Genomic DNA, 26,174 nt, shown 5'->3' on the forward strand with positions numbered 1-26,174 from the left:
GTTTGATATGGATATCAAAGAGAAAAAAATGGGGTTGTTTGAAACCGTATTGTTTGGAGTCTGCACGGTACTAGTGATAGACACCGTTGCTGCGTCCGCCGCCGCAGGGCCAGGCGGCTTTGTTTGGTGGCTGATCATTCTAATTTGTTTCTTTTTGCCCTACGGATTAGTCACCGCTGAGTTATCAACCACCTTCCCTCAGGATGGAGGCATCTATGACTGGGTAAAACGTGCTTTTGGTCGCAAGTGGGGAGCGAGAACAGCCTGGATCTATTGGATAAACTTTGCGCTGTGGATCCCAGCCGTATACTATCTGTTCGCCGTAATCTTAGGTCAATTACTCAATATTGAATTTTCGCCCATCGAAATCGCAGCCGTTTCTATCACCATGAGTTGGGTTGCCGTTATTCTATCGTTGAAGCCAGTGGCAGAATCCAGTTGGGTGTCAACCGCAGGTGCAGCCTGCAAAGTGTCAGTGATGGGTATGATTGGTTTAGCGGGCATCTATCACTTGGCAACCGGCAACGTCAGTGCCAATCCAATATCACTGTCCCACTTTGTACCAGATATCAATATTGGCTTATCGCTAATCTCTGTAGCCCTGTTCGGACTGGTAGGGTTTGAGGTGGTTGGCGGCGCTGCGGCTGCTCTCAAAAATCCCGATAAGGACATCCCTCGCGCTACCATGTTAGGCGGGCTGATGATTGCTTTCTTCTATCTTATCTCGAGCTTTGGTGTGCTTACCGTTATCCCAATGGCTGACATCAATCCAAGTGCTGGGTTGATGGAGTCGCTAGATGCACTGTTTGGTGTTGATGGGTTTGCAGGGATATTAGTGAAAGTTCTGGGCGTACTGTTTCTGTTCACGCTGATTTCAAATATCGTCAACTGGTCTGTGGGCGTCAACTACGTAGCACGTTATGCGGCTATGAACAATGACATGCCAGCAAGCTTTAAATCCACCAACAAATACGGAGTTGCAAAAGGAGCCGCTATATGGAACGGTGTGGTCTCTACCATTGTCATGATCGCTTATGCCATTATCGCTACCACAGGCGCCAACGAAGATCTGTTTTGGAACGTGTTTAGTCTTGGAGCGGTCACGTTACTCATGTCATATATGATCATGTTCCCAGCATTTTTGAGACTTCGAATGAAAGACAACACCCCAAGGGTGTATAGGATGAAAGGCAGTCCGCTACTGATTACCCTCGCGTGCATCGTTCCAACAGTGTTCTTAGGATTGGGTGTGCTAACGTTCTTTTGGCATCCAGTTCAAGGCGTTGACCTGGCGTTCCTTACCCAAGTCGGCAGTGGCGTTCTTCTCGCACTACTCATTGGTGAACTTGGAATCATCAACCGAAAAAAAACTGTAGCGTCGATGCCTGCTGCTGAGACCAGATTGAGCTAACATGACTCAATGACTATAACTCAATAAAGCTAGCTTAAGATCATCACATCATTAGTGCTCGACACTTTAAATAAAAACCCACTCAAACGAGTGGGTTATCTTTACACAGCGAGCTCACCATTTCGGTGATAGCAAGGATGATAGTCGATTTCACCCGCTGATAATGACGCTCTAAATACATTTCCAGCATCACTTTATCAAGGCCTGCGGTCATGCTGGCATCGTATTCGATGGGCATCATCTTTTGAATGGCGCTGATTTTATTGAGCTCGAATAAAACGTCAACTTCAGTAAAGCTGACCTTGTTTTCTTGGTGTTTTGTCCACTCTCTCAAGGTGACAAAAATATCGATGTCATCGAACACTTCTTTAGAAATTACGCCAAGACCGAGAAGCAGTTTGGCGCGAACAAGAATGTCGCCTAAGGGACCATCACTGGTAAGAAGAGGATCAACAACATACTTCACTGCGTAGTCGTCTTTATGAAAAATACTATTGATAAGGGTATCGAGAGTGTCGTCTATAGCATCATATGCGGCCATAAGACACTCACTCGCGTCCTTTGCTTCGGACAGAGCTTCTAATAGTTCAGTTTCATTGGGCGGGTGCAGTGGCATAACATCTCTTAAAACAAAGGGTGCCACTTGCGTGGCACCAACAGCTTGAATCATTTGAGCGCTAAATACGCTTCGTGCGCTAGTGTAACAATTTCTGAATCAACATTCAGCTCCGAATAATGAGCCAGTGTTTTTTCAAATCCTTGCTGCGCAAACATAGCTTGAAGCTCAACCGCTTGTGGGTCATCGTCGTTTTTGTAAAGGAATGCTGCTGCGATACCTTTTAGTAGGTAACTATTTGGCAATCCATATTCTAGCGTACCGTTAAGAGGCTTAATCAAGCGATCTTGTGGGCTTAACTTACGGATTGGCTGACGACCAACACGATCCACTTCATCGCGTAAATATGGGTTTGCAAAACGACCCAGAATTTTTTGAATGTAAGCCGCATGCGCATCTACATCAAAACCGTAACGACGGATCAATACTTCACCACTTTCCTGCATGGCCGCAGTCACATCCGCTAGAATCGCTGCATCTTCAATAGAGTCTTTAATGGTTTCGTGACCAGCTAGTACACCAAGGTAAGCTGTGATCAGGTGCCCTGTGTTAAGCGTGAACAGTTTACGCTCAACGAATGCCATTAAGTTATCAGTGCATTCCATGCCTTTAATCGCAGGAATGTCACCTACAAACTGAGTTTGATCAACGATCCACTCACTGAACGTTTCAACGGTTACCGCTAGAGGATCCGTTTCACCCTCTTCTGCTGGCGGTACGATTCGGTCTACTGCAGAATCAACGAAGCCAATATTCGCCTTTGCAAATGCTTGAACATCTTCAGATAAGTGCTCGAAGATCATCGCTTTTAGCTGGCTAGTGCCGCGTACCATGTTTTCACATGCGATGATGTTAAGTGGTGTGGTATTGCCATTTGCTGCGCGCTTTTCAATACCTTGAGCGACAGACTTAGAGATGATCTTCAGTACCGTTGGGCCAACGGCTGTCGTTACCAACTCTACGTTAGCGATAAGGTCAATGATGTCGCTGCTGGTTGAGTTTACTGCAGTAACGTTTGTCACTTCTTCTACTACTACATCTTCACCAACAATTTTTACCGGGTAGGATTGACGTTCAATCAGAGCGTTAACTACGGTTTCGTTTACATCAGCAAATGTTACGTGAATGCCTGCATCTGCGAGTAGTTTTCCGATAAAGCCACGACCGATATTACCTGCGCCAAAATGTAATGCTTTCATAAGACGTCTTCCTAAATAACTCATTAAAAAAAGAAAAAGAAAAAATCAAAAATGAGACCAACAAGGGGGCTGTTGGTCTCGTTTCACTTAGGAGCTATGACTCAAAGCCAAGGTGATAATCACCATTTCTGCTACTTACCACTTAGGATGCGAAGGACATCTTCTGCATTAATGGTAGACTTCAAACATTCGACAGCTTCGTCGTCATCAAGTGAATTCGTAATCGCCGTGATAACCTGAATGTGTTCATCACCTTGCGCCGCGATACCAATCACCATCTTAGCGACATCATCTTCGTCCTCGCCCCACTGAACACCCTCAGGGAACTGACAGAACACGATACCTGTCTTGTTAACGAACTGTTTTGCTTCAATAGTGCCGTGAGGTACTGCAATCGACTCACCTAGGTAAGTAGAAACCAACTCTTCACGAGCCAACATGCCTTCAACATATTGCGGTTCTACATAACCAAGTTTTACGAGTTGCTCACCAGCAAACTTGATAACTTCTTCTTTGGTCTTCACTTCCATGCCCAAGAAGATATTTTCATTTGATAGCTTAAGCGTTCCTTCTTCATTGCTTGAGCTAGTGTTTGCTGGTGCTTCAGGCTTTTTTGGCTCTGCACCCGCTTGTTGTGCATTGACTAAATCTGCAACTAGACCATCGTACAGAGCACCATCTAGGAAGTTACCTAGTGAAATGTGGTGTGCATCTGCTGCGTGAGTACGGGCACGGTCAGTCAAGTCTTTATGAGTGATAACAATGTCCGCACCATCAGGTAGGTTGTTGATCGCTAGGTTAGTCACTTCAATACCAAGGCCTGCTGCTTCTACTTTCTTACGAAGCATGCTTGCGCCCATTGCGCTTGAACCCATACCAGCGTCACACGCTACGATGATTTTGCGTACTGCCGCTAGATCTAGAGCTGCACCAGCTTGACCTTTAGACGCCGCTTTCATGTTCGCCATTTGGCTTGCTGCTTTTTCTAGGGATTCTTCTTCGTCATCCTGTTTAGACGTTTTCATTAGTAGAGATGCTACGAAGAAAGTAACGGTTGCAGAGGCAATCACTGACAGAATCACACCGATGAAAGAAGACTTAGGTGTCATCAGTAGAATCGCGAAGATTGAACCTGGTGATGCTGGAGATACTAGACCTGCATCAAACATGGTTAGAGTGAACACACCTGTCATACCACCCGCGATTACAGCGATGATTAGACGTGGGTTCATCAGTACGTATGGGAAGTAAATTTCGTGGATACCACCGAAGAAGTGGATAATCGCTGCACCCGGTGCTGACTGTTTTGCATTGCCACGACCGAAGAACATGTAAGCAAGTAGAAGACCTAGACCAGGACCTGGGTTTGCTTCAATCAAGAAGAAGATAGATTTGCCCATCTCTTCTGCTTGTTGGATACCCAGTGGCGAGAAAATACCGTGGTTGATTGCGTTATTTAGGAAAAGAATTTTCGCAGGTTCAACAAAGATAGAAGTTAGAGGCAGAAGACCTGCGCTAACCATCATGCCAACACCCGCTGCTAGCGCAGTTGATAGCACTTTCACTGCAGGACCAATCACAAGGAAAGCAAGGATGGCACAAAGCATACCAACGATACCGGCAGAGAAGTTGTTCACCAACATCTCGAAGCCGCTCTTCACTTTGCCTTCAACCGCTTGGTCGAATTTCTTAATCGCTAGACCGCCTAGAGGACCAACAATCATCGCACCCATAAACATAGGGATGTCGGTACCAACAATCACACCCATTGTAGTGATTGCACCCACAACCGCACCGCGATCGCCAGCGACCATCTTACCACCAGTGTAACCAATCAGTAGTGGTAGCAAGTAAGTGATCATTGGGCCAACCATTGAACCCAACGTTTCGTTTGGAATCCAACCAGTCGGAATAAATAGTGCAGTAATCAAACCCCAAGCGATAAATGCGCCAATGTTTGGCATCACCATGTTGGAGAGGAAACGACCAAAGTTTTGTACTTTGATTTTTGCTTCAGGAGATAGCATAAGATCAACCTCGTTATCAGAAAATATGTCCAAAGGACTAAAAATGTTTATTCAAAAGTCCATTAAAAAGTAACACATGATTTCCAAAAGTCCGCATAACGGCACCTTTTGTGACCCAGATCACCACCACAACTCAAAGTAACAAAATTAACAGCGATCCATGTCACATCATTCACACGTTGATAAATTACACAGCCACTTTAATGGTAATAGTTATTATTCAACAGTGATCTTCATCACGATTTACCCACAAGACACCCATAAATAGTTAGTGATATAAATCACACTAATAGCAAATCACTACTCCAACACCCATTCATACGAGCAATTCAAGACTACACAAAGAACAAAACCCAACCAACAAACCCCCATTTTGTAATAAAATTACAGAAATGACATTCCAATTTCAGAGAACTTCTGACAAAGTATTGCGGATAAAATAACGTGAAATAAAAAGGAGCATGGCAATGTTCAAAGCACTACTGTTCGATATGGATGGGCTTATCTTTGATACAGAAGCTGTATACAAAATTAGCTGGCAGTATGCCGCCGAAACGATGGGGTTTGATTTAACCGACGAGTTTTATCAGCGATTAATTGGGGTTCAAGACCCAGACTGTGAAAGAATGCTCGCTGAGCATTTTGGGGAGGGCTTTGACCTCGCTGAATACAGAACAATCCGAGATGCGCATTACCACGAAGCTCGCAAAGCCGGAATTGCGTTTAAAGAGGGATTCCACACACTATTTGCCGAAGCGAAATCTCTACAACTGACTATCGCACTGGTTACTTCATCTGCCTTACCCGAAACCAAATTAAACTTCGGTAATACCGACTACCTAAACCAGTTCGACCTTGTTATCACAGCGGAAGATGTTGCCAACGGCAAACCTGAGCCAGACTGCTACGTTATGGCCCATGAAAAACTTGGACTGTCGGCTAAAGATTGCTTAGTACTTGAGGATTCAAACAATGGGATGCGTTCTGGTAAAGCTGCAGGATGCTACGCCGCGATGATTCCCGACATTGTGCCTCCGCACCAAGACGTAGTGGAAAGTGCTGACTATATCTTTGATTCGCTCGACCAAGTAACTGCACTACTTATATCGCAGAAGTAATATCGCTGAAGTAATGCCATAAACAACAAAGCCCTGAACTATCATCGACAGTTCAGGGCTTTTTAATAGAGTGTGGCAATAACTAGCTCACTACGAATGGCGCACTTGCCGCGTTGAGAGGGAAAACCTCAAAGTTCGCTAAGCCATCAACAAGCTCAATAGCGGCTGCATCTTTATCGGTAAACACTCGACTTGTCAGCACTTGCTCACCACCATTTACGAAGATCTCAAGCGAAGACTCATCAGATAAAATGCGCAATGACACTTTATCACTCGTTAAAGTCACTTCTCGCTTTGTGTCACCTTCGCGGATCAAGGTATGAGTTCTATCTAACAGCAATGTGCGAGTTGCTTCATCTAATCGAATCGAAACAAACTGCTCATCTTTAGCGTGCAGTCGCAACTCACTCCCCCAATCTAACTCAACACTCATATCAAACGCTTTGTTGTTGAGTTGCTGATAGCGCTCGTTATCAAGGGTGAAACGCTGTTTGTCTTGATACAAACCCTCAATCTCTGCAATTGGCATTTGGATCAAGCGTCCAGCTTTACTGCTAAGTTCACGTAGTGCGGTCAATTGATGCACCCAACCATTATCTGTGGAAGGATGATCGATTTCATCCGGCAGTCCCATCCAGCCAGAAAGGATGCGTCGGCCATCAGCGGTTAATAGGGTTTGAGGCGCGTAAAAATCAAAACCTCTGTCGAGATTTCCAAATTCCGACAAGGTCATTTTATCTTCTGCATCTAACTGAGCTTTCGCATAGCCATTGTGATGGGGAATGGTATGAAGAGCACTCTCCGATTCAATACCCTGCGGTCCAACAACAGCAAAATACTCACCGCCAAGCTCAAATAAATCTGGGCACTCCCACATGTAGCCAAAGTCCCCCATCTCATCACCGCACAAGGCAACGAACTCCCATTTAAGGAGATCCTGCGAACGATAAACGGCTAATCGACCTTTTAGATCTGTGGTTTGTGCGCCGAGTAACATCAGCCAATGATCGCCATGTCGAACAATTTTTGGATCGCGAATGTGTGGTGTGACACCTTCAGGTAGATCAGGAATCACTGGACCCAATTTTTTAAAATGGATACCGTCATCAGAGACTGCCAAGCACTGGGTGGTATGACGGTCTCGTTGGTTACCAATTCGGGTGTTGCCTGTATAGAACAACATCAATTGTTCACCCTGGCTCAGTGCATGCCCCGAAAATACCCCATGACTATCAAACCAATCAGACGGTGTTAGTGCCAGTGGTTGCCAGTCCCAATTGACTAAGTCACGGCTCGTCAGGTGCGCCCAGTATTTATCTTTGTGAACACAGCCATGCGGATACCACTGGTAGAAAAGGTGATATTGTCCTTGATGATAGATAAAGCCGTTCGGGTCATTCAACAATCCTCTAGGAGGTGAAACGTGCCAAGTAGGACGATGTTCACAGGCAGCAGGCTGACTTGCGTCAACAGCGAGTCGTTTTTGTTGCTCCGCAATCACAGCACCTAACTCAAGTAAGCGCATCTCATCAAAATGTTCAGGCATGGAGAAAGTAAGTTGCGGCTTACCTAGCACCTCCTCTACGCTATAGGATGGCAAAGAGTCATGAATGAGTGATAGGTCATCAACTTCAATAACCAACTGTTTGTTGGGGTATAACACACGCGTGATATTGGCTTGACCACCGAGCATTGTTACAAGATCGCTAACTGAGAACATGTTGGCTTATCACCTTAATACTGAGAATTCTTTTTTGGGAACGTTTGCAATATTAGTTATAAAACAGGACTGATACAAGCGCATTCAAGATGAGTGACTCGTTTTGTGACCTGAAACACGTCTCGCCTCCGCCTAGTATTAATGCGAATCTCAGAACTTAGAGGCGATTAGAACGGTTGGTGAAGAGGCGAAACTAGCAGGTTTCGCGGTCGATAGTTTGGAAGGTAAGGACAATCTTACTCATGCTCGCTGGCTCGCCACTAAGCAAATCCATCAGTAGCTTCGCGGCACTTTCACCTGCTTTATCAAAAGGATAGTTAAACGTAGAAATACTTGGTGACGACACAGAGCCAAGCTCATCATTACCTACTCCTAGTACTTTGATATCCAATCCCGCAGTCAAACCGAGTTCTTGAATCGCCTTTACCGCACCAATCGCAATTCGGTCGGTTGCACAAAACAAGCCATCCAAATTAGCATGCTCTGCCAATAGCTGTTTCGCTTGCAGGTAGCCCGACTCAATCGTAAATTCGCCGCGGCTATGAAATAGTGGCTCACCTTTGCGCTTAAATTGCAGCGCCTGCTCAAGACCTTGATAACGAAGTTTGTCTACCGCAATATCTGAACTAGCCACCCCAATAAAGCCAATATTTCTACAACCATTTGATAATAAACGATTCCCAGCTTCAAATCCTACTCTAAAATCATCATGAACGATGCTTGGAATGTTAAACAGTGAGCCATCCTGCCCCACCAGCACCACAGGTGCAGCGGATTGCAAAATCACCTCAACCAATTCTTCGTCTAAGTGTGTTGCATACAGAATAATGCCCTCGACGCGCTTTTGGTTAAATAGGCGAATGAACTCAATTTCTTTTTGAAAAGATTGCTGCGTACTGGCAAGCAATACCTGTTTACCTGCATTGTCAAACACACGACTTAACCCGTCGACCCCTTGTGAGGTGGCGCTTGACGCAACCCTTGGCACAATCACACCAATAAGGTTGGTCTTTTGTGACTTAAGCTCTTTCGCCACTAGGTTTGTTTGATACCCCAGTTCATCAATGGCCTTCTGAACCTTATCCTTCGTTGCTTGCTTTACCCCATACTCGTTATTCACAACTCGAGATACAGTAGATTTGGAAACGCCAGCGAGTTTGGCGACATCATGTAAGCTTGCCATGGGGTAAATGTCCGATATTTATGGGAATGTTTGCAAAGAATACCATGAAAAACGAGGTTTGAATAAGCTTAGCTACCAATCAACAACTTGCTTATTACCCCATTTCGACCGAAATTCTTACAGAGCGCACACTCTTATCGAGCCTTATATGACAAGAGATGATCGCAATCACATTGTGGCACTTTATCTTTTGACACTTATTCGAACATGCTTATGATTCGATCTTGCAAACGTTCCCAAAAATGAATTCAACACACTTTATTGAGAACAACATTAGATAATAACGCACAAAATGTAACCGGAGCTCGTTATGAACTATCCAGTCATAGCCAAACAACTACTCGCGCTGCTTGGGGGAAAGGACAACCTCTCTGCCTTGGCACATTGCGCTACTCGCTTACGCCTCGCTGTAAAAGATGAATCGCTGATCCAAGAAAAAGCAATCGACGATCTAGAAGGCGTGAAAGGACAATTCAAAGTCGCTGGTCAGTATCAGATCATTTTCGGCTCTGGGATCGTTAACCAAGTTTACGCTGAACTCGCTAAACTGACTGGCATGTCCGAAATGTCAACCAAAGACGTAGCCTCCGCGGGTGCTCAAAAGCAAAACTGGCTGCAACGTGCAGTAAAAGGCTTATCAGACATTTTTGTACCTATCATCCCTGCTATTGTTGCCGGTGGTCTATTGATGGGTATCTTCAACTTGCTGACCGCACCAGGCCTGTTTATTGAAGGACAATCGCTGATTGATGCGAATCCAGGTCTTGCCGATCTGGCCAGCATGATTAACACCTTTGCGAACGCACCATTTGTTTACTTACCTGTTCTGCTCGCATTCTCAGCTTCGAAGAAATTTGGCGGTAACCCTTTCCTTGGCGCAGCCCTTGGTATGTTGATGGTTCACCCTGATCTATTGAACGGCTGGGGCTTTGGTGGCGCAGCAGTATCAGGTACGATCCCAACTTGGAACATCTTAGGCTTTGAAATCCAAAAAGTCGGTTACCAAGGCTCTGTGTTACCTGTACTGGTATCGGCGTTCATTCTTGCTAAAGTAGAAAATGGCCTGCGCAAGTTTATCCCATCTGTTTTGGATAACCTGCTAACACCAATGCTCGCTATCTTTATCACAGGTTTCCTAACCTTTACGGTTGTCGGTCCATTCGCTCGTGATATTGGCTTCTTACTTGGTGATGGCCTTAACTGGCTATACGACTCAGCAGGTTTTGTTGGTGGCGCACTATTTGGATTTATCTACGCACCGTTTGTTATTACCGGTATGCACCACAGCTTTATTGCTATCGAGACTCAGCTTCTGACTGACATTGCGATTACAGGCGGAACGTTCATCTTCCCAATTGCAGCAATGTCTAACATTGCACAAGGCGGTGCAGCACTTGCGGTCGGCCTAACCACGAAAGATATCAAGCTTAAAGGGATTGCAATGCCTTCTGGTGTGACTGCTTTACTAGGTATCACAGAGCCGGCAATGTTTGGTGTTAACCTAAAACTTCGCTACCCGTTCATCGCAGCTATCATCGGTGCAGCCATCTCAAGTGCTTTCATCACTATGTTTAATGTGAAAGCACAAGCACTAGGCGCGGCCGGTCTACCAGGCATCATCTCGATTCGACCAGAGAATATCGGCTACTACGTCGCAGGTATGGCCATTTCATTTGCTATCGCGTTTGGTCTAACGATTGTTCTAGGGATGCGCAGCAAGCAAACCGCTAGCAATCAAACCGAGGCATCGGCTTAGTCGTCACCAATTTACCCTGTAAAGATAGACCCCCTACCTACCCAAAGGCTCACACAGTGTGAGCCTTTTCATTTTCATCCCACCAGCGCTCTTGCCCACTTACTTTTAGTTCACGAAGTAACACCTTTTGGCCAATCTTTGGACATAGGAAATCGACTCCTAAGCGTCTGGCTTCTTGCTCTGCTCTAAGTAGTGGGTCATTCCAAACATGATAAGAAAGGTCAAACGTCGTATTATGGATTGGCAGCATCACTCTGCCCTGTACATCCAAGTGAGCCTGAACACTTTGTTCAGGAAACATATGGATGTCAGCCCAGTTCTCATCGTAGGCTCCGGTTTCCATAAGCGTCAGGTCAAAAGGACCATAACGCTCTCCAATCTGTTTGAACCCGCCGAAATAGCCCGAGTCTCCACTAAAGTAAATCCTCGACTCATTCCCCAAGATAACCCAACTTCCCCACAACGAACTGTCGCGCTGTTTAAGCGATCGACCCGAGAAATGCTGTGTTGGCGCAAACGCAAAGCGAACTCCACTCACCACCATTGACTGCCACCAATCGAACTCTACGATCTTGTCATCTGCGACTCCCCACTCTATCAAATGACTCGCCACACATTTCGGCACCAAAAACACCCCTACCTTATTGTGAAGCTGCTTAATGGTTTGCTTATCCAAGTGGTCGTAGTGATCATGGCTTATTAAACACACATCAATGAATGGCAGCTCACTGATGGTAATCGGTAAGTCGTGATAGCGCTTTGGGCCAGCCCACTCTAGAGGAGAGGCTCGATTACCCAATACCGGGTCAGTCAATAGGGTGAGGCTATCGACTTTCATTAGTACCGAGGAGTGCCCTAACCGGTAAACACAATCGCGGGTTTCAGCTTTTATCGTCTGAGAACACATGGTTTCAATCGGGATAGCGGGCGCTTGAAAACTAAGGATTTTATCGAGATTAAGATAGGAGCGTAGTGTGGTAATCGTATCTTTGAACTTTGGGTTATAAAGGACTTCTGAGTTGGTAAAGCGTTGGGGTGTAGTGTTATTGAGCTTGGTGTCCGAGAAAAGGGGCAATAGTCGAGTCTTAACATTCCTTGATAGAGACGCTGGCATAGTGAGCTTCCTATTGAGTCATTGTGCCCATCCAGTGTTGCGGCTCAAAGTGACACTTCAATGCCAGTTTGACGAAAGCTATGTGTCGATAACATGAAGATACTGACACATTTGATGCCACAAAACTAACCTCAGTCTTTGCAGTAAATGAATCAAAAGTACTAGCCCCTAAGAGGCACTTCGCAGTTTATGCAACCTAACTTATATGACTACCTACACCATGCTAGCATCGCTCGATATTTAGTCTACGTTAGAGTTCGAAATGGGAAAGCCAGCCGCACGTATTGGCGACAATCATCAGTGTCCTGAAACAACCAGTAAAGTACCTCACATCGGTGGCCCCGTCGCTGCTGGCTCTTCTAGCATCACTGTCAATGGTATGCCTGCCGCCCGTAAAGGTGACAAACTGATTTGCGTTGGTCCACCAGATACGATTAAAGAAGGATCTTCTTCAGTATTTATTGATGGTAAACCTGCAGCACGTATGGGAGATGGAACCGCGCATGGCGGGCAGATTGTCGCTGGCAGCGGAAATGTCTTCATCGGCAATGCTGGGAAATCGCCTGCAGCTTCATCAAGTTCTGGTAGTAAAGCTAAGACATCTGAATCTAAACAGAGTGAATCTAAGTCCAAGTCGTCATCAACCCCTTCATCACAAAGCGGTTCATCGCAAAACAGTGGCAAAGCTTCTAAGGCTGAAAGCAGCGCATCGCAATCTGATAGCGCACAGGATCAAATAAACACGGCAACTCACTCGCAGAACGAGCCTGAAGAAGCCGCTCTACCTATTTCAATTATCCCTATTCGTTATGCTTACGACACCGAGTTCTTAGCCAATCCACCGCCTGCACCTTACGCACAGCATAAGCTTAATAAAGTACTACCAAAAATCACCCGCCAGCTCCGAGATGGTTGGGTATATGTATTTAACGAAACCACGAAAGAACTCAAAGAGCATCAGATAGATGGAGCAGTCATAAGTAACGGTGGCATCCAATATCCTGAAGGCACGACACTGAGTCTCGCGTTCTCTCTGTTTCAATGGACACCGCGAATCAAAAACACGCTTAGTGAGCAGGCGTATCTTAGAAATCGTTTTATGCGTCGGATCCGCTGTCAGCAAACCCCTCAAAAGCACACCAGCAATGCAGAAAGTTTAGACTCACTCGCGGATAATCATGTAGAACATCAATTCGCTCACAGCTCGGCGTCCGCTTCGGGACAATCTGAGCACCCACTAAATCATGTAAAACCAGCCTTCGACTCAGCACAGTGGCTAACCAATGCAACAACCCCAGACAAGCTAGTCGTTGCACTTGATGACCCTTATTCTGATCTTCAAGACCTTACTTATCCTATTCTCCACCATGTTCGAGATTATTTGATGATCACTGAAGGAGATGAAGAGACACATCACAAGCTATTGATGGCTGGGATAGTGCGCAACCTTGCTCGCGTCCAAATAGACCAAAAACACTGGCCATCGAAGGTAACTCAAGAGAACTATGTCCAGTTTGAACAAGATCTACATCAGTATCTCGTGGCACTCGATGTGGAAACGATGGCTAAGCAGGTAAAAAACACTAACCTCGCCAACACCATGAGACATGGCAGTCAACACTCAACAAAAGCTCGAGAGAAACTTTTAAACGTATGGGGGTATCGGCCGAGCGGTGATATCCACGCGCAATGGGCGAAAAAGAAATCACTCAACAAATACGTTGACTGGTCAAGGCTCGACGCCTTCTCTACCCAGTTAGACCAACAACTCGATCGAGTCGATGCGCAGTTGGGGCTCAGTATTGACCTTCTATGCGCACTAATTCGAGATCTCGACGACGATCCTATTTCTTTGGGGATCGACAACCAAACTAAACAAGGTGTCGATCAGTATCTCGACCTTATGGATCTTGTGGTCACAACGTTAAAAACAGGAGCAGAGCATAGAGAAAAAAGCCAATCTAGTGTCAATAGTTTGTTGAGTGAACGTACTATACTCGCCTACGCCCCTTATGGAGGCAGTAAAGCTCTTGCTCAAGCCATAGCGCGAGATTTCAATCACGATGCTGATTTTGCTGGTATGTCTCGGTTCTCGGATCTTCTAGGCGTTACCAACAACTTCAGCGCTTGGGTTGAACAGCCCGATGTCAGAGAACAACACTGGTTCAGTATTCTCGACGAGCATTCTAAAAAAGTCATGCAGGCAATTACCTCCTCCGTTGTAGATTCGACCTCAGGTGCTTTTGATAGGATTTTGCTCGCCCTTTTCCCATTGACACCCAGTACCGGTTCCCAGTCCAAACGGCTGCTACTTATGTCTCTTTGGGGTGCAACCGTTAATCGCTTTACCCTCAAAATCAACCGCGACTATATTCAAGCCTCACAAACAGCACGCCAACAGCTACGCGACATTATCGAGCACAAAAAACGTCTATACGATGAAAAAATCATGAGCCGAAAGCGCTATCAACAACGCGCCCTAGTGCTGCTAAATCTACAAAAGCGATTTGCTAAGACACTACAAAACACTGACTTCATCACCATAGTTAACAACGACCGAAGTACTCAGTTTAGGGCTGAGGTGAGTAGGCAAGTTGAGCAGTATGTGAGTGCTTCTTATAGTAATTTTAAGGAAAAAGCTGCTCATGGTGCTCAATCTGTTGGAGGATTACTTAATTCCACTATTGTTCTAATAAACTTGCTCAATCTACAAACATCTATGGATACTCTTCGATCACTGCCGGAGGAATCGAAACAATATAGAAAAGCATGGGAAGATCTGAGTATCAGTTTTTTGTGGACTCTGCATGCTATTGGGGCAACTACGGAGAGTGCAGCCAAATATTGGTTAGGTCGCAACAAAAGCGCCAATCTATTAGAATCTAGCCTCAAAGACGCGGTTAGAAGTGGTCATACAAAAGCAACTAGAAGAGTAACCAGCATACTGGCAAAAGGCATTGCTGTAGGGTGCGTCGCAGGGATAGCGGCCGTCATATGGGAATCCTATAGAGATATAAAACGTATACTAAGTGAAGAGGATGACCTTGTAGTCAGATCATTATTATCTGCTAGAGTGGGAGCTATCTTAGCTCAATCAGTAGCATGGACGACATATTTTATAAACGCGTTTGTACGGAAACTTCCTTATTCCATGACACTTCCAATATGGGCTACATCAACGCTCTTTTGGGGAAGTCTAGTCTTTCTAGTTCTATCGATTTTACTTTACCTGCTTGAGAAAACGCCGCTTGAAAAATGGATACGTGAATCAACCTGGGGAACGCACTCAAAAAACTGGCCTGAAATAAGAGAGCTCAATGATTATTACTGCTTGATCTTCCAGCCAATAGCAAAAATACACAATATACAGTATGCCCCATACATTGAAGATTCCAGCTATATAGGCGAAATTCCAATAAAGCCAGAAAGTTACATTATCGACATTTCTTTCACCAAACTAGGTCAAGCTCCATTTGTTGAACTCTGTGATAGTAACGCTGCTATCTTATCTCACAGTGAAATAGTCAACATTAAGGGATATCAATCGGTCAGGTGTTGGATCAGCACTAAGCTCAACAAAGTAAAACTTCGTGTCGGCTATGAAGGGAGTTCTTTACCAGAGTTCATCATCACAGCAAACAGTCAAAATAAAGTCACTATCGTTTCCAGCGAAAATAACTCTACTCAACTCCAAGGCATCACGTTAGCGAGTGCTAAATGTACAAATCAGACTTCAAAAACAGAGACCTAAAACGATCCAAAGCTAGTAACCAAAGTGACAATGCGAGACAGAATGTACTAAACGAAGCCGAATCAATTTTTACATGGACCGTTATCCCAAACCGCGTAACCAGTGATTATCTCATCGTCGGATTTTACCTGTGCTTATCTATTTCTTTGGGTGTATATATGTTTGTTAATGATGCATCGCTAGGGTTCGTACTATTTTCTACCATATTGTGGTCGCTAATCTCTCTAGTTCCTTATTTTACGATGTTCAAACCTCAAACCTATGACTTTGAACTCACGAAATACGGAGTGCGGGTTAGCACTACGGATAACGCACATGAGATATTCTACTCCGCCACCCGCAAAGCAGCTTGGATAGGATGTATAGCATGTGTCATCGCCTTTTTCGCTATTGCCCCATTGGCTTTTGCAGGTGGAGCGGCGTTCGCTCTAATGGCACCGAAGTTTACTCAGTTTAAAAGACAAACCGTGTATAGTTCTTTCCATTTCCATGAAGTTGTCTCATTCAAATACCATCGCAAATCTTGGTACATGTCGATCCATCCTCACTTCCCGACTGAGACGCGACAGTCCGTGTACTACGATCATATGTCACCGTACTACTTTTTTATTGAACCCAATAAGCTATACCTTTTATCTCAGCACTCAAAACCGTTGCTTCAATTGAGGAAGCCAAAGAAGTCGAAAACCTCGATGAGCTTAGACCTATCTTCGACTTCCCTACAAATCCTCGACAATGAGAAACTAAGCTTACTTCGCAAAGCGCGTATATAGTTAAAACATCCCCGCTACGCCATGCGAGATGATTATGAAAGAGTTAAAGCAAATACAATGGCCCGAGTACTTCCACCCCAAAAATGCGCCGGTGCATGTAAGAAACGAGAAGATTGTGCCTACGGACTGTGAACCAGTCTGGAATTGGATAGTTAGCGCGCCTTGTTGGCCGAACTGGCAGCATCGTAGGACACAAGTGCAAATTGTTAAAGGTGACAGTAGCGAGCTGCACAAAGGGACGGTATTTAACTGGGTGACTAAAACCATGCATTTTGAATGTACGGTAGTTGAGTATGAACCGTTTGAGCGTATTGCATGGCGAGGCAAGACAGGTGGAGTCGATATGTACCACGCTTGGTTGATTACACCTTGCACCCAAGGGTGCCACATTATCACAGAATCGACACAGCGAGGCGGACTTCGCTGGCTAACCGGCCTGTTTGTTAAAAAGCAAGTCGACGCCTACCACCAGCATTGGTTAGAAACACTGGCGGCTCAAAAGAAAAGCTAATTGGACATTGTACAAACTGAGTTTAATGTTTATAACGTTTTCAGCATCCAAACATCACAGCCATTATGTAGCGTGCCCGGATAAGGTTTCGAAAGGTGCTCAAAGCCTGCAAGCTCATAAAGCTTGATAGCGGCCGTCATTGAGCTCAGCGTATCAAGGTAGCAGCTTTGATAGCCCTGCTGTTTGGCAAATGCCAAACATTGCTCTGTTAGCTTTTTCCCCAATCCATGCCCGCGACTTGTCGGCAGCAAAAATAGCTTCTTCAGCTCACAAACCCCAGCGTGCTCACCAAACGGAGCAATACCACCGCCACCAACCACTTCGCCATCCAATAAGGCGACCAAGTAGAGGCTTCCCTCTCCTTCATAGTAGTGTTCACTCATCGCCAACACTTCAGGATCCGAAGGACCAAAACCATCACCAATCGCTCCATATTCTGCACCAACTGTTTTAATCACGTCACAAAGCGCTTCATCATGCTCTGCGGCCACTTTTACTACTTGTACATCCATTGCATTTTCCATTGTGATTAAGAGGGGAGCGACGACGCTCTTCTGAGTAATATATCTTATGAACAATTCTCTGTTTAGCTAATGTTGGCATCGGGTTAGGATTTACTACTGATTTTGATAGGCTTTGACCATGAGTTTTTAACCATGAATAGCACCGTTACACTCTCCTTTGCCGCCATGACGGCGTTTGCATTCAACTCGCTACTGTGTCGCCTAGCGCTTGGCAGTAGTGCTATCGACCCGGTGAGTTTTACCTCAATTCGTCTTATCAGCGGAGCCGCAACACTTATTGTCCTCAGTACCTTGATTGCCCGCAGGCAGGGAACCAAAGCTAAAACACCAAACGCGTCCATTCCACTGAAACAGTCCATTGTACTCGGTGCGACTTTGTTTGGTTATGCACTGCTGTTTTCTTTGGCTTATATTACGCTAGATACTGGCACTGGAGCCCTAATTTTATTCGGTACCGTACAGTTTGCACTTGTCATCCATCATCGTCTTACTGGACATACCCTCACCCCACTCGAGATGGTCGGCATGTTCGTCGCTGTTGGCGGATTTATCTTGCTGCTACTACCGGGGGCAGCTCAGCCATCTTGGTTGGGAGCAAGTCTAATGGTGGCCTCTGGGCTCTGTTGGAGTGGCTTTACGTTACTAGGAAAGCAGGTTAATTCACCGGTTATAGCAACGAAGCAAGGTTTCATCGTCGCCAGTGTAATGGTTTTCGCTTTTGCGATTCTAAGCCAGGTACTGTTCGCTTTACCAAGTACATTCACTGCGTCCGGCATCTTATATGCCCTGCTTTCTGGCGTCATCGCTTCTGGGCTTGGCTATTATCTTTGGTACCGCCTTCTGCCAACTATCGACGTACTGCAAGCGTCATTGATGCAACTAAGCGTGCCAGCAATCGCTATGTTTCTTGGGTGGGGATTGCTGGCAGAAACGCCGTCTCACCTGTCGTTGCTGGCGACCGTATTGATTCTGACCGGAATCGCCGTTGCGACATGGGCGAAGTCGCGCTCGTCTGTGAAAATCGATAAATAGCTGTGATTGCCAAATAGAAATCTAGATAAGATACAAAACCTTAATTGGTATCTGAGCGCAATCTGCACTAACTTATAGCCAAGATAACTTAGTCCAAACTGCCTATTGAGATGCCAATGAGAACTCTATTTTTACTCACCCTCGCCACCTTACTTTCGATCACAACCACATTCGCTGCCAGCGATGACACGATAGCTACTGCTCAGCCTTCTGATGACGAAACTGAACAGCCTTTGGTAAACATAAACATGATGCTGGATCTCGACGGCATCGAGCAGTCAATCAATCGCTCTAGTGTTGCCATCGATAACTTAGCAACATCACTAACCTTACTATCACAAAATGAAAGCTTGAACGAAGAACAGCGCCAAGTGTTGGTCGATACCATAGATAACATTAATGAACTTACGGAGATGTCTAAGTCGTCTCTAGCAGCCTTACCAGGAGCGCTTGAGCAATCTCAGAACTCTATTGCCAACAGCACGAAAAAGTTTGCTTATGATGTTCGCTTTAACGTACTGCTGCTGTTAGCACTGTTGGTGCTGTCAATTGTATTGGCATTGGTAGCGGCATACTGGCTATTGCTACGTCCAATGCAAGGCACCATTTTGCACGCAACTCGCAACGTTTCCAAAATGGCGACGGCGATTCACAAAACCGCTGAATCGCTTGAAACGACCACCGAAAACCAAAAAATCATCACCCAGCACCTGCATGAGACTGAGTCTATTCACACTCAACCTGCTGACCAAACATCCCTTAGTTGAGGCCAACCCCAAGAGGTGATCTCAACGCCTTTTATCACACCTTCAAAGCTCAATGTCTGCCTATGGTGGAACATTGGGCTTATCACCCCTTCATGAATCAACATAGAACCAAACGGCTCTAGTTCAGTGAGATAATCTTTGGCCTCACTATTAGCACGGATCTGGTTGATCTCTTTAATAAGCCAAGTACTCAGTTCGTCACCAATCGTTGCATGAAGAACAGGATCACTCAAAAAGAACAAGAGCGCCGAAACCTGATAGTTATCATCAAGGTTGAGACTGCTGAGCACTAACTCTTCTTCAAACCCTTGGTTGAATGACTTATCAATAAACTCATCAAAGCTATAATCATGCAGGATTACCTCTACCCCTTGCTGTTGTAAAAGGCGTTTCATCGCCTTAGCACCGCGAGTGATCCCTGGGTGATGATAGAAAGCAATATTCAGCGTATCGGGTAGCATTACGGTATTAGAGCTAAGACGTTTAATCGGCTGCCAAAAAGGGAAAAAGTTGGTCGCATTTTGGGCGCCAAACTTTTGGTCGTCCCGTTGCAATTGCTTCCAAATTTGTTCTCCACTAAGCGCCTGGCTCAGCCAGCGGCGTTGGTCATGATTCAGGTTGGTGTTCCGCTGATTAAAAATCATGAACATACATCCGTGTTCGATACGAGCTTTCGAATCCGTTCTCCCCTCACTTTTACCTTCGTCCGCTAAATAGTCGAGCTCTGGATGTGAAATCACGGGAGTCGCTTCATGACCTACGCTGTCGGTGACTGAATGATTGCAACTGGTGGACTCTTCCGAAAACAGATCCTTCTTAAGCGACCATATTGATACCTGATCGGTCAACGCGCGCAAGCCGTGGTAGCGGTCATTGGCGGTAAGTTCCATCTTCTCCAAAGTATGTTCCGCCAGCGAAAATACACCGCACCCAATCACAGGTTTGGTTGTTGAACTCGATGCCGAACTCAATGACTCTCTCGGCTCAATGGAGTATTTGAGATCAGTAAGTAATGCAGCAAACCCTTTGTCTTGCCGCGTCAGCGTTACCTCAAGAGTATTTTCTGCCACCGCTTCGATACTCACCACATGATCTAACTCATTTCGAAAGTAAGGTAACGATTGTGCATAAGCCAAGCTTTCCGACACTGCTTTGGCATCCACGCGGCCGCCATTGTGGAAGTAAACCGACGGGCGAAGGTAGAATCGCCAAACGTGAAAGTTTTGTTCTGCCTCCCAATGATGAGCAATATCTGCGACAACGTCTCCTTGCTCATTTAACGTCACTAACCCAGCGTGTACCTGACGAATCAAAAATCGCTCACTGTTGCGTTGTGGGCGCCGTGGTGACAACTCCGTAAAAGAACGATTGTAGGTCAACTGTACTCGCACTTTGCCTTCGGAGACCTGAGCACCGGCATTTTGTTGCAACAGTTGCCCAAAGGCAACTTGGTCATGTTGAAGAAACTCTAACGCCTTGTCGTATTGGCTCGACTTCACCCAGCCCGATGCCACATCTCGTTTGACCTCGTCATCGCTTAACGCACGAATTAGAGTTGAGCGTTGATTGCGCCCCACTCTTGGAAGCCATGATATCCAGCGCTTTTCAGTCATCATTTTGAGAATGGATCTTGTATGCCGCGGACTGGCGAACAGCATCTCCGACACCTGTCCTAGAGTCACCGCGTGCTCTTTACCCAACTCCAAACCTAACAGGCGCTGATAATAGCGGTAGAGATTAATAGATTCCAATAATAGGCACTCCCAGCGAAAAGTAGCGTTCCTTATTTTAGCTCCAAGCGGAGGATTTAGCTATGAGTTCGCTATATAGCCCAAATTAAGGCACCAATTCAGATCTAATCGCTCTGTTTTTCGCTTCCCTATAAAGACTCATACTACGTACATGTTCAAAGACAAGCACAGCCGGAGCCCGCAAATGAAATCCAATAGCCACGCAAAGTCAGCCCATCCATTGACAACCTATTACCTAAACCAGATTGCCAACCAAAAGCATCGTCCACGTTGGCAAACTGAAGCGCTAGTTCAACTAGCTAAAACTTGTCAGTTCCTGAAATAAACCGAATTGCGATAGCTGGGGAAGCATGTTTATGCTCCCCCCCAATTAAACATTTCTATTTCCCCAGCTATCGTCTCCGCAAAACAACTATTCGCACAAAGCAGCCATTCCCACAAAACAGCTCAGACAAGAAAAGTCTGACACCTTGGCAAGCGGGTAAACGATTCGAAGATCTCTTGCTACCACTCATGACAAAAAACTGTGAGCTCAACGAGCTTTATAGCGATCAAACAGTTAGCTAATATTCACGTTGTTCGATATTGCCATTACTGGTTCACCGGCTCCACATGCACACGCTTTGACATCTTTATTCACACAAATCTGTCCTTAGGCAAAAAAACCACGTGCTAGACTATGCATCTTTTTTACTCAACCATTACGAAAATGTCTTTCACACAACGTGTTGCAATAACAGCCTCTGTTGGCCTGTCAACGATAATGCTAACGCCAATTTCAAGCGCTACAGGGCTTAATTTTTGGGAATCATCCACCTCTAACAGTGCCCTAGCCAGTGCAAACGGTGCATCCGCGGTCGACGCCAGTATCTTGGCGACAGCGCCATCGAGTATGACGCAGTTAGAGTCGACTACGGTAACAGCGAGTGTGACTCGTTACCAAGTGGACACCGATTACGACATTTTGGGAACCAAATCCTCCTACTCTAAGGCCAACCCCATCCCGGCTGGTTTCTTGGTGATACCTCTTGAATCAAATTGGTATGTCGGATTGGCCGCATACAGCCGTACGGCAGCAGATATTTCGATTTCAGAATTTAAACTTCCACCTCCTCTTAACCTGCGTATCTTGGATCAAGCTCGTGTTCGACCTATTGTGGTCTCTTTTGCACCAAGCGTAGCGTACAAAATGGGAGATGTGAGTCTCGGTGTTACTCTCGAATATCAATACGCTGACTACCTTCTTGAGCGCAATGACTGCAATTTCTGGGGCAAATGTAGCCTAGAAGCAACAGAAGGGAATACTAATGGTTGGAGCGGTGCGCTAAGTGCAACATGGCAAGCTAACTCGTGGTTAACACTGGCTGCTACACATAGACTAGCGAGCGATTTCGGGGACAGTAATATTCAGTTTGACCTGCCATCTATAACCAGCGTCTACGGCACCATCGCAATCACTGACAACTGGTCTTGGCATAACACCTTCAGCTTGTCGCGTTGGGATGGACAAGGTGTGACTTATGCCGATTACAGCGATCCTATCCAGCTACTCAAGGGATCTCGTCATAGCAAACGTTATGCAACGTCGATGGAATACAGAATTGGTGATTTGGCACTGCGTGGTGGCGTAAGCATCGATGAAGCGATTGATTCATTTGGTGGCGAAGATGTACGTTATCGCCTAGGTGCCGCTTATTCGTTCAGTGACAATCTAACCTTAGATTTAAGCGGTTTCAGTGAGCACTACGCGAGAAAGAACGTAAAGGTGACTAACGATCTTCAAGTTGACGTACTCAATCAAGGCTATGGCATCAGCTTGGGCATGACTTATCGCTACTAACTACCATTTAGTAGAACGAGTGTTTTGAAGCTACAAGTGTTTTGAAATAATTGGTGCTTTACGATACATGGTGCTCTGCTATCTCAGAGCACCTAATTTGCAGTCAGAGTTGTTCATCGTTACCAACGAATGTAGATAGGGGTGCCTATTTTCACCAAAGAAACGAGTTCATCCATCTCTTCATTAGTGATGGCGATACAGCCATTCGTCCAATCAAAACTCTGAATAAACTGTGCCGCTCGGCGATCGCCATTTTTTAAACCGTGGATCTTGATGTTACCACCTGGGCTGACCCCCAAACTCTCCGCTCGATTCTTGTCTCTGAGGTTGGGATAGCTAATGTGCATTGAGCGATAAAAGGCCGAATCATCCATCACGAAGTCTAAGTAATACTTTCCTTCTGGCGTGCGGTTGTCCCCTTCTTGGATCTTATGGCCGCGTGGACTCTTACCCAGAGCAATACGATACTCCCGAACCACAACGTCACCGTCCATCAAATACATTCGCCTGACAGACTTTTTCACTTCCACGCGATCAACCACTGCCTGTTTTTCAAGCACAAAACCTTGAGCTTGCGTAGGCAACGCGATGACCATCACCAAAACTAATAACCACTTATACATCAGTCTTTCCTCTCATACCCCAAGCAAATCAAGCCTTGGGAGGCCGATTCTACCCCTTCCCACTCTAGGTTCCAACGAAAAGTCCTAGTTATGGGTTGAGCTCTGAACGCTATTTGATGCAAGCGACTGAATACATTATAGGAATAGATTCATCTTGTTTTTGTTGTCATATGACAACACTGTTTTTATTAAATCCCCATATATCAACAATAATAAATTGACTAAACTACTTAGCAACTTCACAGAGAAGTCCAAACAATCGTTAAGGTGAACACATGAAAAAGCTCGTTGTTATTACAGGTGCCAGCTCTGGTATTGGTGAAGCTATTGCTCGTCGTCTAAGTGACGCTGGCCATCCTCTATTACTGCTTGCTCGTCGCGTCGAAAAACTTGAAGCACTAGAATTACCAAACACTTTGTGTGAAAAAGTCGACATTACTGACAAAGCGACTTTCGAAGCAGCGATTCAAAAAGCGGAACAAGCTTTTGGCCCTGCTGACGCGTTAATCAACAACGCAGGTGTCATGCTACTTGGCCAAATCGACACTCAAGAGGCATCTGAGTGGAAAGCCATGTTCGACGTCAACGTGATTGGCCTTCTAAATGGTATGCAAGCGGTGCTGGCACCAATGAAAGCACGCAATGCTGGTACTATCATCAACATCAGCTCCATTGCTGGACGTAAAACCTTTGGTAATCACGCTGCATACTGCGGTACTAAATTTGCCGTGCATGCTATCTCTGAAAACGTGCGTGAAGAAGTGGCTGAATCTGATGTACGTGTTGTCACTATCGCTCCAGGTGCCGTTGAGACCGAGCTGCTGTCACATACAACTTCTCAAGAGATCAAAGACGGCTACGATGAGTGGAAAGAGGTCATGGGCGGCGTACTAGCGGCTGATGATGTGGCGAGAGCCGTTGAGTTCGCTTACGCGCAGCCTCAAAATGTGTGTGTTCGAGAAATCGTTCTGGCGCCAACTCGTCAGCAGCCATAGGCGCTTTTTTTAACAGTGGCGATGCTCAGTAGCATCGCCTTTTTTATGACCATTTTTTAGCCATTAAAGCCAATCCAATTTAAAAAATACGTCTGAAAAGCAGCAAATAAATGAATCGAAACACTTTGAATATAAGTATTGCAAAACGTTTATTTTGTAATCAGTTGTAATTCTATGACGCTGTCTGATTTTTCAGCATATAGTTGCAAAAGCTTTATTATTAGTAGCGTCATATCGCAAATCCCTTCTCTTCCCTGGCGTAAAATAGCGTTAGTCAATAACGATTCCTGAATGAAGGAGAAGTGAAATGGATAGAATTATCAATACCTTAGGTTTATGCATCATTGCAAGTAAGTACGCTATCGTGCTCTTAATGGCGGGTATCACATTCAGTACTGGTGTGATAGCAGCAGAGCTACTTTACACAGGGATGGAAAACTCTGAATAAGCGGTTTGTAGGGAATATATCGCGACAGACCTCTATTTAACCTTTTCGTTGCTTTATATTATATTTGGGAGCTTTTGCTCCCATTTTTATATCAATTGAACTTTGGCCTTTGCTCGTGGCATTTACAGAGCCTGACCTCGTTACACAACCTTCTCACAACGCAAGATTTATCTTCACCTTACTATGCCGCTTGGACTAAGTTGCAGGTACAATGGGCTTCGCATTGTTGTTTGAAAAGGGACAACCCATGTTCGCTGATTGGTTTAGCCAAACATCGCTTATTGCCATGCTGCTCATTTTTGTTGGCTCCTACGTGCAAACCGCCATTGGTTTTGGGCTGGCCATTGTAGCCGCGCCTTTGCTCTTCCAAGTATCTCCCGACTACGTGCCTGCGCCGATCTGTTTAGTTGCGCTCTTTATTTCGATCCTCAACGCAATGAAGCATCGCAGCAGCATTGCCATTGGTGGGCTCAAAATGGCCATCATTGGGCGTATCCCGGGTTCTATTGCTGGCGCTGGGCTTCTGCTTTATGTATCAACGCAAGTATTGTCACTTTGGTTAGGGTTACTGGTTGTCTTTGCGGTTGTCGTCAGCCTGCTTCCTGTTCGCATTGAGCCGACTCCTGTAAGAATGGGGATCGCTGGTTTCTTCTCGGGCTTTTTTGGTACCAGCAGCGGCATTGGTGGCCCACCAATGGCATTGTTGCTTCAACACCAAGAAGCCAATCAGCTGCGCGGCAACCTCTCTGCATTTTTTGTGTTTAGCTCGTTTATTTCACTCCTGATGCAAGCACCCATTGGTTTTTTAACCACGCACCATTTGTTTATTACGGTTCCACTTATCCCAGCAGCATGGCTTGGCTACCAGTTAGCTAAGCTCACCACAGACTCGTTGCCGAAAGAGAAGATTCGCCTTGCAGCACTAGTGCTATGTTCATTAAGTGGCATCACCGCCATTTGGCAGAGCTTTTAGATTCACCTATCCACTTTTACTCGTTGCTGTCAAATCAACAAG

Annotated in this window: 20 protein-coding genes; 11 read left to right on the top strand and 9 right to left on the bottom strand. The window is 45.5% G+C overall.

All coding sequences use genetic code 11. The features are described from left to right. Positions 1-7 precede the first annotated feature (7 nt). Positions 8-1,411 carry an APC family permease gene (locus tag PG915_RS18625; protein WP_353499903.1) on the top strand — a complete coding sequence of 468 codons (1,404 nt, stop codon included), beginning with the start codon at positions 8-10 and terminating at the stop codon, positions 1,409-1,411. Positions 1,412-1,493: 82 nt separating this feature from the next. On the opposite strand, the gene PG915_RS18630 is transcribed toward PG915_RS18625, so the two are convergent. The 3 genes from PG915_RS18630 to PG915_RS18640 all read right to left on the bottom strand — a co-directional run bounded on the left by PG915_RS18630 (position 1,494) and on the right by PG915_RS18640 (position 5,253). Then, positions 1,494-2,027 (bottom strand): MltR family transcriptional regulator, encoded by a 534-nt coding sequence (locus PG915_RS18630; protein ID WP_353499904.1) that lies wholly within the window; start codon positions 2,025-2,027, stop codon positions 1,494-1,496. Positions 2,028-2,077: 50 nt separating this feature from the next. Further along, positions 2,078-3,226 carry a mannitol-1-phosphate 5-dehydrogenase gene (locus PG915_RS18635; protein ID WP_353499905.1) on the bottom strand — a complete coding sequence of 383 codons (1,149 nt, stop codon included), beginning with the start codon at positions 3,224-3,226 and terminating at the stop codon, positions 2,078-2,080. 131 nt (positions 3,227-3,357) lie between these two features. Further along, entirely contained in the window at positions 3,358-5,253 is a 1,896-nt protein-coding gene (locus tag PG915_RS18640) for a PTS mannitol transporter subunit IICBA (protein WP_353499906.1), read from the bottom strand. A gap of 467 nt (positions 5,254-5,720) precedes the next feature. Here PG915_RS18640 and PG915_RS18645 point away from each other — a divergent pair, with 467 nt between their 5' ends. Then, positions 5,721-6,371, top strand: a complete 651-nt coding sequence (locus PG915_RS18645) for an HAD family hydrolase (protein ID WP_353499907.1) — start codon at positions 5,721-5,723, stop codon at positions 6,369-6,371. Positions 6,372-6,453: 82 nt separating this feature from the next. On the opposite strand, the gene PG915_RS18650 is transcribed toward PG915_RS18645, so the two are convergent. Then, entirely contained in the window at positions 6,454-8,091 is a 1,638-nt protein-coding gene (locus PG915_RS18650) for a glycoside hydrolase family 32 protein (RefSeq protein WP_353499908.1), read from the bottom strand. Between the two features lie 193 nt (positions 8,092-8,284). Continuing rightward, on the bottom strand, positions 8,285-9,274 hold the full coding sequence (locus PG915_RS18655; protein WP_353499909.1) for a LacI family DNA-binding transcriptional regulator: 990 nt from the start codon (positions 9,272-9,274) through the stop codon (positions 8,285-8,287). A 310-nt stretch (positions 9,275-9,584) separates the two neighbouring features. On the opposite strand from PG915_RS18655, the gene PG915_RS18660 reads away from it, so the two are divergent. Continuing rightward, entirely contained in the window at positions 9,585-11,030 is a 1,446-nt protein-coding gene (locus PG915_RS18660; RefSeq protein ID WP_353499910.1) for a sucrose-specific PTS transporter subunit IIBC, read from the top strand. Between the two features lie 49 nt (positions 11,031-11,079). On the opposite strand, the gene PG915_RS18665 is transcribed toward PG915_RS18660, so the two are convergent. Continuing rightward, a complete protein-coding gene (locus PG915_RS18665; protein ID WP_353499911.1) occupies positions 11,080-12,144 on the bottom strand; it encodes an MBL fold metallo-hydrolase in 1,065 nt (354 codons plus the stop codon). A 262-nt stretch (positions 12,145-12,406) separates the two neighbouring features. Between PG915_RS18665 and PG915_RS18670 the strand changes: the two genes are divergently transcribed. Together PG915_RS18670 and PG915_RS18675 are read left to right on the top strand one after the other, a co-directional pair. Beyond that, complete coding sequence (locus tag PG915_RS18670; RefSeq protein ID WP_353499912.1) at positions 12,407-15,895, top strand: PAAR domain-containing protein; 3,489 nt, start codon at positions 12,407-12,409, stop codon at positions 15,893-15,895. Between the two features lie 807 nt (positions 15,896-16,702). Next, positions 16,703-17,179: an SRPBCC domain-containing protein gene (locus PG915_RS18675; RefSeq protein WP_353499913.1), complete on the top strand. Its 477-nt coding sequence runs from the start codon at positions 16,703-16,705 to the stop codon at positions 17,177-17,179. A gap of 29 nt (positions 17,180-17,208) precedes the next feature. Here PG915_RS18675 and PG915_RS18680 read toward each other — a convergent pair whose 3' ends face one another. Then, positions 17,209-17,691 (bottom strand): GNAT family N-acetyltransferase, encoded by a 483-nt coding sequence (locus PG915_RS18680; RefSeq protein ID WP_353499914.1) that lies wholly within the window; start codon positions 17,689-17,691, stop codon positions 17,209-17,211. Positions 17,692-17,835: 144 nt separating this feature from the next. On the opposite strand from PG915_RS18680, the gene PG915_RS18685 reads away from it, so the two are divergent. Both PG915_RS18685 and PG915_RS18690 read left to right on the top strand, forming a co-directional pair. Further along, on the top strand, positions 17,836-18,735 hold the full coding sequence (locus PG915_RS18685) for a DMT family transporter (protein WP_353499915.1): 900 nt from the start codon (positions 17,836-17,838) through the stop codon (positions 18,733-18,735). Positions 18,736-18,851: 116 nt separating this feature from the next. Next, positions 18,852-19,502 carry a hypothetical protein gene (locus PG915_RS18690; RefSeq protein WP_353499916.1) on the top strand — a complete coding sequence of 217 codons (651 nt, stop codon included), beginning with the start codon at positions 18,852-18,854 and terminating at the stop codon, positions 19,500-19,502. On the opposite strand, the gene PG915_RS18695 is transcribed toward PG915_RS18690, so the two are convergent. After that, positions 19,472-21,253 carry an SgrR family transcriptional regulator gene (locus tag PG915_RS18695; RefSeq protein WP_353499917.1) on the bottom strand — a complete coding sequence of 594 codons (1,782 nt, stop codon included), beginning with the start codon at positions 21,251-21,253 and terminating at the stop codon, positions 19,472-19,474. The genes PG915_RS18690 and PG915_RS18695 overlap by 31 nt on opposite strands. Positions 21,254-21,962: 709 nt before the next feature. Between PG915_RS18695 and PG915_RS18700 the strand changes: the two genes are divergently transcribed. Continuing rightward, positions 21,963-23,093: an OmpP1/FadL family transporter gene (locus PG915_RS18700; RefSeq protein WP_353499918.1), complete on the top strand. Its 1,131-nt coding sequence runs from the start codon at positions 21,963-21,965 to the stop codon at positions 23,091-23,093. A 119-nt stretch (positions 23,094-23,212) separates the two neighbouring features. Here PG915_RS18700 and PG915_RS18705 read toward each other — a convergent pair whose 3' ends face one another. Beyond that, complete coding sequence (locus PG915_RS18705; RefSeq protein WP_353500162.1) at positions 23,213-23,689, bottom strand: L,D-transpeptidase family protein; 477 nt, start codon at positions 23,687-23,689, stop codon at positions 23,213-23,215. 302 nt (positions 23,690-23,991) lie between these two features. Here PG915_RS18705 and PG915_RS18710 point away from each other — a divergent pair, with 302 nt between their 5' ends. The 3 genes from PG915_RS18710 (at position 23,992) to PG915_RS18720 (ending at position 26,132) form a co-directional block, all read left to right on the top strand. Next, positions 23,992-24,711 (top strand): SDR family oxidoreductase, encoded by a 720-nt coding sequence (locus PG915_RS18710; protein ID WP_353499919.1) that lies wholly within the window; start codon positions 23,992-23,994, stop codon positions 24,709-24,711. A gap of 307 nt (positions 24,712-25,018) precedes the next feature. Beyond that, positions 25,019-25,159, top strand: coding sequence for a hypothetical protein (locus PG915_RS18715; RefSeq protein WP_353499920.1), 141 nt, complete (start codon positions 25,019-25,021; stop codon positions 25,157-25,159). Between the two features lie 247 nt (positions 25,160-25,406). Next, positions 25,407-26,132, top strand: coding sequence for a sulfite exporter TauE/SafE family protein (locus PG915_RS18720; RefSeq protein ID WP_353499921.1), 726 nt, complete (start codon positions 25,407-25,409; stop codon positions 26,130-26,132). Positions 26,133-26,174 lie beyond the last annotated feature (42 nt).

The organism is Vibrio sp. CB1-14 (assembly GCF_040412085.2).
In the GTDB taxonomy this organism is placed as follows: Bacteria; Pseudomonadota; Gammaproteobacteria; order Enterobacterales; family Vibrionaceae; genus Vibrio; species Vibrio chaetopteri.

Bases quoted from the DNA above. Each gene is read 5' to 3' on its own strand.
- PG915_RS18690 (WP_353499916.1), top strand. From the start codon at position 18,852: ATGAGAACTCTATTTTTACTCACCCTCGCCACCTTACTTTCGATCACA.
- PG915_RS18685 (WP_353499915.1), top strand. From the start codon at position 17,836: ATGAATAGCACCGTTACACTCTCCTTTGCCGCCATGACGGCGTTTGCA.
- PG915_RS18645 (WP_353499907.1), top strand. From the start codon at position 5,721: ATGTTCAAAGCACTACTGTTCGATATGGATGGGCTTATCTTTGATACA.
- PG915_RS18665 (WP_353499911.1), bottom strand. From the start codon at position 12,144: ATGCCAGCGTCTCTATCAAGGAATGTTAAGACTCGACTATTGCCCCTT.
- PG915_RS18625 (WP_353499903.1), top strand. From the start codon at position 8: ATGGATATCAAAGAGAAAAAAATGGGGTTGTTTGAAACCGTATTGTTT.
- PG915_RS18635 (WP_353499905.1), bottom strand. From the start codon at position 3,226: ATGAAAGCATTACATTTTGGCGCAGGTAATATCGGTCGTGGCTTTATC.
- PG915_RS18710 (WP_353499919.1), top strand. From the start codon at position 23,992: ATGAAAAAGCTCGTTGTTATTACAGGTGCCAGCTCTGGTATTGGTGAA.
- PG915_RS18675 (WP_353499913.1), top strand. From the start codon at position 16,703: ATGAAAGAGTTAAAGCAAATACAATGGCCCGAGTACTTCCACCCCAAA.
- PG915_RS18630 (WP_353499904.1), bottom strand. From the start codon at position 2,027: ATGCCACTGCACCCGCCCAATGAAACTGAACTATTAGAAGCTCTGTCC.
- PG915_RS18670 (WP_353499912.1), top strand. From the start codon at position 12,407: ATGGGAAAGCCAGCCGCACGTATTGGCGACAATCATCAGTGTCCTGAA.
- PG915_RS18640 (WP_353499906.1), bottom strand. From the start codon at position 5,253: ATGCTATCTCCTGAAGCAAAAATCAAAGTACAAAACTTTGGTCGTTTC.
- PG915_RS18715 (WP_353499920.1), top strand. From the start codon at position 25,019: ATGGATAGAATTATCAATACCTTAGGTTTATGCATCATTGCAAGTAAG.
- PG915_RS18705 (WP_353500162.1), bottom strand. From the start codon at position 23,689: ATGGTCATCGCGTTGCCTACGCAAGCTCAAGGTTTTGTGCTTGAAAAA.
- PG915_RS18700 (WP_353499918.1), top strand. From the start codon at position 21,963: ATGTCTTTCACACAACGTGTTGCAATAACAGCCTCTGTTGGCCTGTCA.
- PG915_RS18650 (WP_353499908.1), bottom strand. From the start codon at position 8,091: ATGTTCTCAGTTAGCGATCTTGTAACAATGCTCGGTGGTCAAGCCAAT.
- PG915_RS18680 (WP_353499914.1), bottom strand. From the start codon at position 17,691: ATGGATGTACAAGTAGTAAAAGTGGCCGCAGAGCATGATGAAGCGCTT.
- PG915_RS18655 (WP_353499909.1), bottom strand. From the start codon at position 9,274: ATGGCAAGCTTACATGATGTCGCCAAACTCGCTGGCGTTTCCAAATCT.
- PG915_RS18720 (WP_353499921.1), top strand. From the start codon at position 25,407: ATGTTCGCTGATTGGTTTAGCCAAACATCGCTTATTGCCATGCTGCTC.
- PG915_RS18660 (WP_353499910.1), top strand. From the start codon at position 9,585: ATGAACTATCCAGTCATAGCCAAACAACTACTCGCGCTGCTTGGGGGA.